This window comes from Sphingomonas sp. EC-HK361, from assembly GCF_902498785.1.
Classification (GTDB): Bacteria; Pseudomonadota; Alphaproteobacteria; order Sphingomonadales; family Sphingomonadaceae; genus Sphingomonas.
Genome location: NZ_LR701494.1, coordinates 972,511 through 984,791, shown reverse-complemented (window position 1 = coordinate 984,791; position 12,281 = coordinate 972,511). Strand labels below are relative to the sequence as shown.

Here is a 12,281-nt window from a genome sequence, read left to right as displayed (position 1 = left end):
GGTGCAGGCGCAGGGGTGCCAGCGGGGTTGGGGATCGCCGCCGTCACGCCTATCTAGCCGGCATGGGCACATGGCTTTCCGATCGCGCGGTGGTTCGTCTCTCGGGCGAGGATGTGCGCGCCTTCCTGCAGGGGCTGGTCACGAACGACGCCGAAGGCATGCTACCGGTCTGGACGGCGTTATTGACCCCACAGGGCAAGGCGCTCTTTGACTTCATCCTCTGGGCGGACGGCGACGATGTGCTCCTCGATTGCGAGGCTGAGCAGGCGGACGCGCTCGTGCGGCGGCTGTCGATGTATCGCCTGCGTCGCGCGATCACGATCGCACGTGACGAGCGGATCGGCGTCCACTGGGCGCGCGAGGGCGGTGAGGGGGTGCCCGACCCGCGGCTACTCGCGCTCGGCTACCGCTGGATCGGCGAACCCGGAGAGCCGGTGGACGGCTGGCGCGAGCATCGGCTGTCGCTCGGCGTGCCCGAGGGGATGGCCGAACTCGGCTCGGGCGAAACGCTCTGGCTCGAATGCAACGCGCGCGAGCTGAACGGGGTCAGCTTCGCCAAGGGCTGCTATGTCGGACAGGAGAATACCGCACGCATGCATCACCGCGCAAAGGTCAACCGGCGACTCGTCGTCGCGCCGATCGACGAAGCGGACGAAAAGCGCCGCGCGGTCTATCCCGATCTTGGCGTCATGGTGACGCTGCGCCGGGTCGAGGCGCTGGGAGACGCACTGGTCCCCGACTGGATGACGCAGGCGCTGGAATCCGCCTGAACCCGGCGTCGCTGTCGCGCGTTCGCACGGGCATGAAGCTTTTCCATGTCAGCGATGTGCATTTCGGCGCCGAAGATCCCGTGGCGCTCGACTGGTTTCGCGAGCGCGTCGCCGAGGAGCGTCCCGACGCGGTCGTAATGACCGGCGACTTGACGATGCGCGCGCGGACGCACGAATTCGAGGCGGGCGGCGCGTGGCTGCGCAGTCTCGGCGTGCCGGTGACGGTCGAGGTGGGTAACCACGACATCCCCTATTATTCCGATCCGATCCGCCGGCTGTTCCGGCCGTACCGCCGCTATGCCGCGCTCGAGTCGATGATCGAACGGCCGCTCGACCTGGAGGGTGTCTCGATCGTGCCGCTGAAGACGACCGCGCGCGCGCAATTGCGCTGGAACTGGTCGAAGGGGCGGGTGAGCGACGGGTCACTCTCACGCGCACTCGACGATATCGCGCGGGCGCCGGCGGGCAATGTCATCTTCGTCGCGGCGCACCATCCGCTGGTCGAGACGGGCACGAAGGGAACGGCACGCACGCGCCGCGGCGCCGATGCGCTGGAGGCACTGGCGGCAGCCGGCGCGCATGTCGTGCTTTCGGGGCATGTCCACGATCCGTTCGACGTGCCGGTCGTGCGCGACGGACGGACGATCCGGCTGATCGGGGCGGGCACGCTGTCGAAGCGGGTGCGCAACAGCCCGCCCGCGTTCAACGAAATCCGGATCGACGGTGCGGGGTTCGAAACGCTCGCCCGCTCGCTGTCGGACGCGCCGAAGATTGTTCTCGGTCAGTCGTAACAGCGCACGATCGCGCGGGCGAGGCGCCGGTCCTCCAGCGAATAGTAAAGGTGGATGCGGCCGTCCTGCGCGACGATGGCAGAGGCGGCGAACGCGATGTCGGTCGCAGCGCGGTCGCGCGGGGGCGGGGGCATGATGAGCGGTTCGATCCCGCGCGCCGTCACGCGCTCGAAATCCCGGTCGAAGGCAACCCAGCCGATCCGCCAGCGCGCATCCGCCGTCGCGCCGTTGTAGAACATCACCGGGTCGCGGCCGGGGAGTTGCACGATCGGACCGGTCGACAGATGCCAATTGTCCCAGGAGTCGTCACGCACATCGAAGGGATCATTGACCGAGGTCCACGGTCCGCAATCGGCATGGCTCCCCGCGACGCCGATCCGCGACGCGTTTTCGCGCGCATATTCGTAGAACAGTCGCCATGTGCCGTCCCTGGCCTGCGCCAGCGTTGCTTCCTTGATATTGCCCTCGCCCGGCGGCGCCTGGAGGACGACCGCGCGCTTGGTGAGTGTCGTGAGCGTCGGGCCCTCGGCGACGAGCATGGATCCTTGCGCGCGCGCGGCATCGACTCCGGTGAAATAGACCGCATAGCTGCCGTCGGCGCGCTGAACGACGGTCGGGTCTTCGCATCCTCCTGCGTCGGCTGCATCCGGGCCGGGGGTCAGCGCTGGCCGCGAATCGAGATCGAAGTGGAGGCCATCGCGGCTGGCGCCGGCGTAGACCAGCCCGGTCGGATCGTGCGGGCCGAGCGGGTTGGGGACGACGCGCAGCAGGATGCGAAGCGTGCCCCCGTCCGCCCAGACGAACGGGCTCATCAGGTCCATGCCATCGACCACAGGGACCCCGCCGACGCTCACATCGTCGAGCGCCTCGACCACATAGGCGACCACGCTAGGCCCCTTGCGCCACGGTGAGAGACAGCGCGCCATCGATCGTGACGGTAGTGCCCGTGATATAATCGGCGGCGGGCGACAGCAGATAGACGACGAGATCGGCGACCTCGTCCGGCCGTCCGGCGCGGCCCCACGGGATGTTCGCCTCCAGCTTCGCGCGGTAGGCGGCGTCATCGACGGCGCGTTCGTTCATCGGCGTCAGGATCATGCCCGGCGCGACGCCGTTCACCGCGATGCCCTGTGGCGCGAGTTCGAGCGCGAGGGTTGCGGTCAGCTGCGACAAGCCGCCTTTGGCCGAGTCGTAATCGACGCCGCCCGGGCGCGGTGCGCGCTCGTGGATCGACGAGATGTTGACGATCCGCCCCTTGCCGCCACGCTTCGTCAGGCCTTGCGCAAAGCGCCGGCAGGTGAGGAACGGGCCGTAGAGATCGGAGCGCACGACGCGGTCGAACTGCGCGAGCGGCATGTCGACGATCTTCACCCCGCTCATGTTGAGTCCGGCCGAGTTGACGAGCAGATCAACCGGGCCGAACGCGGATTCGGCAGTCGCGAACAGCGCCTCGATCGCGGCTTCGTCAGTGACGTCGGCCTGTATGGCCAGCGCGCGACCCGCGCCGCCCGCCTCTTCGGCCACCTTGTCGGCGGCGTCCTTGTCGCGGAAATAGGTGAAAGCTACCCGCGCGCCGGCGTTGGCGAGCGCCGCGACGCAGGCCGCGCCGATCCCCGATTCCCCGCCGGTCACGATGGCCACGCGGCCCTTCAACATGTCCGATGTCATGGCCTGGAAAGCGCTGTCCGAGGCGCGGCGTTCCATGACAAATGCGTCACACCGGGGGGCAGGCGCGACGATCGAACATAAAGGCTTTTGCTGGGGAGGAGACACGAGCGGGAAGCGCTTGACCGGTCCTGCTCCAGCCAGCGGCCCGCAAAGAAAAACCGCCGCCCGGCAGGAACCGGACGGCGGTGTTTTCTTGGCTATCTCAAGCGGAGAGGATCACTCCTCGTTGAGATACTCGCCGGCATCGGCGTCGGTGCCGTGGCCCGAGGCAACGACCTCGGCGAGCGGATCGCTGCCGGTGCCGCCGGCGTCGCGCGGGCTGCGCGCCAGTTCGGCTTCATGCTCTTCCGCAGCCGACGCCGGAGCGATCAGCGCTTCGGCAAGCTTGCGCTGCTGGGCACGCAGCGCCGCATCGCGGCTGGTGGCGGCGACCCGCAGACGGTTCATGCCGGCACCCGTGCCCGCCGGGATCAGGCGCCCGACGATCACGTTTTCCTTCAGACCCATCAGCGTGTCCTGCTTGCCCTGGACCGCGGCTTCCGTGAGGACGCGCGTGGTTTCCTGGAACGACGCAGCCGAGATGAACGACCGGGTCTGCAGGCTCGCCTTGGTGATGCCGAGCAGGATGGGCTTGCCCTGTGCACGCGCCTGGTTCTTGTCCAGCTTCGCGTTGGCTTCGTCCATCTCATCGCGATCGACCTGCTCGCCCGCCAGCAGCGTGGTGTCGCCGCCCTCGGTGATCTCGACCTTCTGCAGCATCTGGCGAACGATCACCTCGATGTGCTTGTCGTTGATCTTCACACCCTGGAGGCGGTACACCTCCTGGATCTCGGAGACGAGATATTCCGCCAGCGGCTCGATGCCGAGCACCTCCAGAATGTCGTGCGGATCGGGCGAGCCGCCGATCAGGTTGTCGCCACGCTTGACGTAGTCGCCTTCCTGAACGTCGATCACCTTCGACTTCGGCACCAGATACTCGACGACCTCGCCGCCATCCTCGGGCTGGATGCCGATCTTGCGCTTGGCCTTGTAGTCCTTGCCGAACACGACACGGCCTGAGACCTTCGCGATGATCGCGTTCTCCTTCGGCTTGCGCGCCTCGAAGAGCTCGGCGACGCGCGGTAGACCGCCGGTGATGTCGCGGGTCTTGGCAGACTCGCGCGCGACACGGGCGAGAACGTCTCCCGCCTGCACGACCGCATTGTCCTCGACCGAGAGCACCGCGCCCGATGCCAGCATGTAGCGCGCGGTTTCGCCCGACGCGTCGTCGAGCAGGGTCAGGCGCGGACGCAGATCCTCCTTCGACTTGGTCGTCGCGCGATATTCGATCACCACGCGCTGGGCGATGCCCGTGGCTTCGTCGGTGACTTCGGTGAGCGTCTTGCCCTCGTTGAGGTCCTGATACTTCACCGTGCCGCCGGTTTCGGTGATCACCGGCATGGTGAACGGATCCCATTCGGCCATCCGGTCGCCCTTCGAGACGATATGGCCGTCGTCGAACATGACATATGCGCCGTAGGGGATGCGATCGACCGAGAGCTCGCGACCGTCCATGTCCTTGATGACCATCTCGCCCGAGCGGCTTAGCACGACGCGACGACCGCGCTGGTCCTCGATCACGCGCAGATCGCGGAACTCGACCGTGCCGTCGGCATGCGCCTCAAGGTTGGACTGTTCGTTGAGCTGTGCTGCACCGCCGATGTGGAAGGTCCGCATCGTCAGCTGCGTGCCCGGCTCGCCGATCGACTGGGCGGCGATGACGCCGACCGCCTCGCCGATGTTGACCGGCGTGCCGCGGGCGAGATCGCGCCCGTAGCACTTGCCGCAGACGCCGATCTTCGATTCGCAGACCAGCGGCGAGCGGATCTTCATGCCCTGGACACCCAGCGCTTCGATCTGCGCGACCATCGGCTCGTCGAGCAGCGTGCCCGTCGGGATGATGACCTTGCCCGACTTGCCGTCGACGACGTCCTCGGCCGTGGTGCGACCAAGGATACGCTCGCCAAGCGATGCGATGGTGCTGCCGCCCTGGACGATTGCCTTCATCTCGAGCGCACGGTCGGTGCCGCAATCCTCCTCGATGATGACGCAGTCCTGGCTGACATCGACCAGACGGCGGGTCAGATAGCCCGAGTTCGCCGTCTTGAGCGCGGTGTCGGCCAGACCCTTGCGGGCGCCGTGGGTCGAGTTGAAATATTCAAGGACGGTCAGGCCTTCCTTGAAGTTCGAGATGATCGGCGTCTCGATGATTTCGCCCGACGGCTTGGCCATCAGCCCGCGCATGCCGGCGAGCTGCTTGATCTGCGCCTGCGAACCGCGGGCACCCGAGTGCGCCATCATGTAGATCGAGTTGATTGGCTTCTCGCGGCCCTTCATCGGGCCGTCTTCGAAGTGCCGGACCGCCTTGATCTCGTTCATCATCGAATTCGCGACCTGGTCGCCGCAGCGGCTCCAGGCGTCGATCACCTTGTTGTACTTCTCCTGCTGCGTGATCAGGCCGTCCTGATACTGCTGCTCATAGTCCTTCACCTGATCGCGCGTTTCGTCGACAAGCTTTTCCTTGTCCGGCGCGATGATCATGTCGTCCTTGCCGAACGAGATGCCCGCCTTGAACGCGTTGCGGAAACCCAGCGCCATGATCGCGTCGGCGAACAGCACGGTCTCCTTCTGGCCGGTGTGGCGATAGACCTCGTCGATCACGTCGCCCACGTCCTTCTTGGTCAGCAGGCGGTTGACGATGTCGAACGGCACCTTGTGGCTTTTCGGCAGCGTCTCGCCGAGCAGCATGCGGCCCGGCGTCGTCTCGAACCGCTTGAGGTAGGTGTTGCCGTCCTCGTCAGTCTGCGGAACGCGGCTGGTGATCTTCGTGTGAAGCGTCACTGCGCCTGCGTCGAGCGCCTGGTGGACTTCCTGCATGTCCGACAGCGTCATGCCCTCGCCGGGTTCCCCCTCCTTCATCATCGAGATGTAGTAGAGGCCCAGCACCATGTCCTGCGACGGCACGATGATCGGCTTGCCGTTGGCGGGCGACAGGATGTTGTTGGTCGACATCATCAGCACGCGCGCTTCCAGCTGCGCCTCGAGGCTCAGCGGAACGTGCACGGCCATCTGGTCGCCGTCGAAATCGGCGTTGAAGGCCGAGCAGACGAGCGGATGGAGCTGGATCGCCTTGCCCTCGATCAACACCGGCTCAAACGCCTGGATGCCGAGGCGGTGGAGCGTCGGCGCGCGGTTGAGCATTACCGGATGCTCGCGGATCACCTCGTCCAGGATGTCCCAGACTTCCTTGCGCTCCTTCTCGACCCACTTCTTCGCCTGCTTCAGCGTCATGCTGAGGCCCTTGGCGTCGAGGCGCGCGTAGATGAACGGCTTGAACAGCTCGAGCGCCATCTTCTTCGGCAGACCGCACTGGTGCAGCTTCAGCTCCGGACCCGTCACGATGACCGAACGGCCCGAATAGTCGACGCGCTTGCCGAGCAGGTTCTGGCGGAACCGGCCCTGCTTGCCCTTGAGCATGTCGGACAGCGACTTGAGCGGGCGCTTGTTCGCGCCGGTGATCGTGCGGCCGCGGCGACCGTTGTCGAACAGCGCGTCGACGGCCTCCTGCAGCATGCGCTTCTCGTTGCGAACGATGATGTCCGGCGCGCGCAATTCCATGAGGCGCTTCAACCGGTTGTTGCGGTTGATGACGCGGCGATACAGGTCGTTGAGGTCCGACGTGGCGAATCGGCCACCGTCGAGCGGCACCAGCGGGCGCAGTTCGGGCGGGATGACCGGAATGACTTCGAGGATCATCCATTCGGGGCGGTTGCCCGATTCGAGGAAGCTCTCGACGACCTTCAAACGCTTGATGATCTTCTTGGGCTTCAGCTCCGACTTCGTCGTCGCCAGCTCTTCCAGAAGGTCGCGCTTCTCACCCTCGAGGTCGAGGCTTTCGAGCATGATGCGCACGGCCTCGGCGCCGATCCCGGCCGAGAACGCGTCCTCGCCATACTGGTCCTGCGCTTCGAGCAGCTCGTCCTCGGTCAGCAGCTGGAACTTCTCCAGCGGGGTCAGGCCCGGTTCGACGACGATATAGGCTTCGAAATACAGCACGCGCTCGAGCTGCTTCAGCTGCATGTCGAGAAGCAGGCCGATGCGGCTCGGCAGCGACTTCAGGAACCAGATGTGCGCGACCGGCGCGGCCAGCTCGATATGGCCCATCCGCTCGCGGCGGACCTTCGAGACGGTGACCTCGACACCGCACTTCTCGCAGACGATACCCTTGTACTTCATGCGCTTGTACTTGCCGCACAGGCATTCGTAATCCTTGATCGGACCGAAGATGCGCGCGCAGAACAGGCCGTCACGCTCGGGCTTGAACGTGCGATAGTTGATCGTCTCGGGCTTCTTGATCTCGCCGAACGACCACGAGCGGATGCGGTCGGGCGAGGCGATGCCGATCTGGATCTGGTCGAACGTCTCCGGCTTGGCGGCGACGGGGTTCGCGAAATTGGTCAGTTCGTTCATCTGTTAATTCCCTATCCAACTCCCCTCCCTGAAAAGGGAGGGGCTGGGGGTGGGTGGGGTGCGGTCGCGCGCTACGGCGAGGCACCCACCCCTCGATCCCCTCCCTGCGCGCAGGGAGGGGAGGATTGCATGTTACTCCGCCGCGATCGCGACGCTGTCGTCTTCGGGTTCGTCGCTCTTGAGTTCGACGTTCAGACCCAGCGAGCGCATTTCCTTGACGAGCACGTTGAAGCTCTCGGGGATGCCGGCCTCGAACGTGTCGTCGCCCTTGACGATCGCCTCGTAGACCTTGGTGCGGCCGACCACGTCGTCGGACTTCACCGTCAGCATTTCCTGCAAGGTATAGGCAGCACCATACGCCTGGAGCGCCCAGACCTCCATTTCGCCGAAGCGCTGGCCGCCGAACTGCGCCTTGCCGCCCAGCGGCTGCTGGGTAACGAGGCTGTAGGGCCCGATCGAACGCGCATGGATCTTGTCGTCCACGAGATGGTGGAGCTTCAGCATGTAGATGATGCCGACGGTCACCTTGCGGTCGAATTTCTCGCCGGTGCGCCCGTCGAACAGGTCCGACTGGCCCGACGTGTCGAGACCCGCCAGCTCAAGCATCGCCGACACATCGCTCTCGCGCGCGCCGTCGAACACCGGAGTGCCCATGGGGATACCCGTGCGGGTGTTCTCGACCAGCTCCATGATCTGCTCGGCGTCACGGCTTTCGATCTCTGCGGCGTAATGATCGCCGTAGATTTCGACGAGGCGCGACTTCACCGCGTCGGGCATCGCGCCCGCCTTGGCGTCCGGATTGGCCTCGCGCCAATCCTCGAGCGCGCTCGCGACTTGCATGCCGAGGTTACGGGCAGCCCAGCCGAGATGCGTCTCGAAAATCTGCCCGACGTTCATGCGGCTCGGCACACCCAGCGGGTTGAGCACGAGATCGACCGGCGTCCCGTCGGCGAGGAACGGCATGTCCTCCGCTGGCAGGATGCGGCTGATGACGCCCTTGTTGCCGTGACGGCCGGCCATCTTGTCGCCCGGCTGCAGCTTGCGCTTCACCGCGACGAACACCTTGACCATCTTGAGCACGCCGGGGGGCAGCTCGTCGCCACGCTCCAGCTTCTCGCGCCGATCGTGGAACTTGTCCGTGATCAGCTTGGCCGCGTCGTCATATTGCTGCTTGACCGCCTCCAGGTCCGACTGGACCTTGTCGTCGGCAACCGCGAACTTCCACCATTCGTGGCGGTCGACGCTGTCGAGCATGTCGGCGTCGATGACGGCACCCTTCTTGGGCCCGCCCTTCGGCACTGCAGTTGCGGTCTGGTCGAGCAGCATCTCGCGCAGGCGGCTCCAGGTCGCGCGGTTGAGGATCGACCGCTCGTCGTCCGAATCCTTCTTCAGCCGCTCGATCTCCTCGCGCTCGATCGCCATCGCGCGCTCGTCCTTGTCGATGCCGTGGCGATTGAAGACGCGGACGTCGACGATCGTCCCCGACACGCCCGGCGGCAGGCGCAGCGACGTGTCGCGCACGTCCGATGCCTTTTCGCCGAAGATCGCGCGGAGCAGCTTCTCCTCCGGCGTCATCGGCGATTCGCCCTTCGGCGTGATCTTGCCGACCAGGATATCGCCCGGCTCCACCTCGGCGCCGATATAGACGATTCCCGCCTCGTCGAGGTTGCGCAGCGCCTCCTCGCCGACGTTCGGGATGTCGCGGGTGATGTCCTCCGGCCCGAGCTTGGTGTCGCGAGCCATCACCTCGAACTCGTCGATATGGATCGACGTGAACACGTCGTCCTTCACGATCCGCTCGGAGATGAGGATCGAGTCCTCATAGTTGTAGCCGTTCCAGGGCATGAACGCGACGAGGGCGTTGCGGCCGAGCGCCAGCTCGCCGAACTCGGTCGAGGGACCGTCGGCGATCACGTCGCCCACGTTGACCACGTCACCGACCTTCACCAGCGGGCGCTGGTTGATGCAGGTCGACTGGTTCGAACGCTGGAACTTCATCAGCGTGTAGATGTCGACACCCGACTTGCCGGCATCGACCTCACCCGTGGCGCGCACGACGATACGCGCCGCGTCCACTTGGTCGACGATACCGGCGCGTCGCGCCGAGATCGCGGCGCCCGAATCGCGCGCCACCGTCTCTTCCATGCCGGTGCCGACGAACGGCGCCTCGGCCTGGACGAGCGGCACCGCCTGACGCTGCATGTTCGATCCCATGAGAGCGCGGTTGGCGTCGTCATTCTCCAGGAACGGGATGAGCGAAGCGGCGACCGACACGAGCTGCTTTGGGCTGACGTCCATGAGCGTGATCTGATCGGGCAGCGCCATCAGGAATTCGCCCGCCTGACGCGACGACACCAGTTCTTCGGTGAAGCGGTGATCGCCGTCGAGATCGGCGGACGCCTGCGCGATCGTATGCTTGGCCTCCTCCATCGCCGACAGATAGACGACCTCGTTGGTCACCGCGCCGTCGACGATCTTGCGGTACGGCGTCTCGATGAAGCCATATTTGTTCACGCGGCTGAACGACGCGAGGCTGTTGATGAGGCCGATGTTCGGGCCTTCCGGCGTCTCGATCGGGCAGATGCGGCCATAATGCGTTGGATGAACGTCGCGGACCTCGAAACCCGCGCGCTCGCGAGTGAGGCCGCCCGGCCCGAGCGCCGAAACGCGACGCTTGTGCGTCACTTCGGACAGCGGGTTCGTCTGGTCCATGAACTGCGACAGCTGCGACGATCCAAAGAACTCGCGCACCGCGGCGACCGCGGGCTTCGCGTTGATCAGGTCGTTCGGCATGACAGTCGAGACGTCGACCGAAGACATGCGCTCCTTGACCGCACGCTCCATGCGCAGCAGCCCGACGCGGTACTGGTTCTCCAGCAGCTCGCCGACCGAACGCACGCGGCGGTTGCCGAGATTGTCGATGTCGTCGATCTCGCCCTTGCCGTCCTTCAGCCCGACAAGCGTCTTGACGACGGCGAGAATGTCCTCGGTGCGCAACGTCGTCACCGTGTCCTCGGCGTCGAGGTCGAGGCGCATGTTGAGCTTCACGCGGCCGACCGCCGACAGGTCGTAACGATCGGGATCGAAGAACAGGCCGGCGAACAGCGCTTCCGCGGTTTCCAGCGTCGGCGGCTCGCCGGGACGCATCACGCGGTAGATATCGCTCAGCGCCTGTTCGCGCTCCTCGGCCTTGTCGGCCTTCAGCGTGTTGCGGATCCAGGGCCCCGTAGAGACATGGTCGATATCGAGCAGGTCGACACGGTCGATCCCCGCCTTGTCGAGCAGCTCGAGATTCTCGGCGGAGATTTCGTCACCGGCCTCGACATAGATCTCGCCCGTCGCCTCGTTGATGAGGTCGTAGGCCGAATAGCGGCCGAAGATTTCCTCGGTCGGGATCAGCAGGTCGGTCAGGCCGTCCTTCGCCGCCTTGTTCGCCGCGCGTGGCGAGATCTTCTGGCCGGCCGGGAAGATCACCTCGCCCGACTTCGCATCGACGATGTCGAACAGCGGCTTCTGCGCGCGCCAGTTCTCGGCCGCGAACGGGATTTGCCAGCCGCCCTCACCGCGAACGTAGGTCACGCGGTTGTAGAACTGGTTGAGGATTTCCTCGCCCGTCAGGCCGAGCGCGAACAGCAGCGCCGTCACAGGCAGCTTGCGCTTGCGGTCGATACGGACGTTGACGATGTCCTTCGCATCGAACTCGAAATCGAGCCAAGAGCCGCGATACGGGATCACGCGCGCCGCGAACAGGAACTTGCCCGACGCGTGCGTCTTGCCGCGGTCGTGATCGAACAGCACGCCCGGCGAACGGTGCATCTGGCTGACGATCACGCGCTCGGTGCCGTTGATGAAGAAGGTGCCGTTCTCGGTCATGAGCGGCATGTCGCCCATGTAGACGTCCTGCTCCTTGATATCGAGGACCGAGCGGGTTTCCGTCTCCGGGTCCACTTCGAACACGATGAGGCGCAGCGTGACGCGCATCGGCGCCGCATAGGTGATGCCGCGCTGGCGGCATTCCTCGACGTCGAACTTCGGCGGTTCGAGCTCGTAATTCACGAAATCGAGCTCGGCAGTGCCGGCGAAGTCGCGGATCGGGAAGACACTGCGCAGCGTCTTCTCCAACCCCGACACATAGCCGATCGACGGGTCCGAGCGCAGGAACTGTTCGTAGGATTCGCGCTGAACCTCGATCAGGTTCGGCATCTGCACCACTTCGTGGATGTCGCCGAACACCTTGCGGATGCGCCGCTTCGCGGTGCCCTCGATCGCCTTGGTCGCCATGGGAATTTTGCCTCGTCAGCAATGAAAATTGTCGTGGGCGCATGAAAGGACGACGAAAGGCCGCGCGTCATTCCCATAGCCGGGAGACGGCAGCCTGTCAGCGTCCTGAAGCCACGAACCCCCATGCGTACGACGTGCTGCGCGAAGGCACGTCATGTCCCGAAGCTGTGGTAATGACGGCGATATAGGGGTGGGGGTGGGCACCGTCAACCGACAAGACGCTACCGTTCCGGAACCGAATCGGCCGGTTCGTTGTTGAGGC

6 protein-coding genes are annotated in these 12,281 nt (G+C 65.4%); 2 read left to right on the top strand and 4 right to left on the bottom strand.

Going from position 1 to position 12,281, the window contains the following annotated elements; all coding sequences use genetic code 11:
• The first annotated feature begins 62 nt into the window (after positions 1-62).
• Positions 63-770, top strand: a complete 708-nt coding sequence (ygfZ, locus tag BOS5A_RS12040; RefSeq protein ID WP_151955335.1) for a CAF17-like 4Fe-4S cluster assembly/insertion protein YgfZ — start codon at positions 63-65, stop codon at positions 768-770.
• 32 nt (positions 771-802) lie between these two features.
• Positions 803-1,561 carry a metallophosphoesterase family protein gene (locus BOS5A_RS12035; RefSeq protein ID WP_151955334.1) on the top strand — a complete coding sequence of 253 codons (759 nt, stop codon included), beginning with the start codon at positions 803-805 and terminating at the stop codon, positions 1,559-1,561.
• On the opposite strand, the gene BOS5A_RS12030 is transcribed toward BOS5A_RS12035, so the two are convergent.
• From BOS5A_RS12030 to rpoB, 4 genes are all read right to left on the bottom strand, one after another.
• Positions 1,552-2,487 (bottom strand): glycosidase, encoded by a 936-nt coding sequence (locus BOS5A_RS12030; RefSeq protein WP_234419321.1) that lies wholly within the window; start codon positions 2,485-2,487, stop codon positions 1,552-1,554. The two genes, BOS5A_RS12035 and BOS5A_RS12030, sit on opposite strands and share 10 nt — an antisense overlap.
• On the bottom strand, positions 2,450-3,217 hold the full coding sequence (locus tag BOS5A_RS12025; RefSeq protein WP_151955333.1) for an SDR family NAD(P)-dependent oxidoreductase: 768 nt from the start codon (positions 3,215-3,217) through the stop codon (positions 2,450-2,452). The genes BOS5A_RS12030 and BOS5A_RS12025 overlap by 38 nt, the downstream gene beginning before the upstream one ends.
• 228 nt (positions 3,218-3,445) lie before the next feature.
• A complete protein-coding gene (rpoC, locus tag BOS5A_RS12020) occupies positions 3,446-7,738 on the bottom strand; it encodes a DNA-directed RNA polymerase subunit beta' (protein ID WP_151955332.1) in 4,293 nt (1,430 codons plus the stop codon).
• Positions 7,739-7,870: 132 nt separating this feature from the next.
• Positions 7,871-12,019: a DNA-directed RNA polymerase subunit beta gene (gene rpoB / locus BOS5A_RS12015; protein ID WP_151955331.1), complete on the bottom strand. Its 4,149-nt coding sequence runs from the start codon at positions 12,017-12,019 to the stop codon at positions 7,871-7,873.
• Positions 12,020-12,281 lie beyond the last annotated feature (262 nt).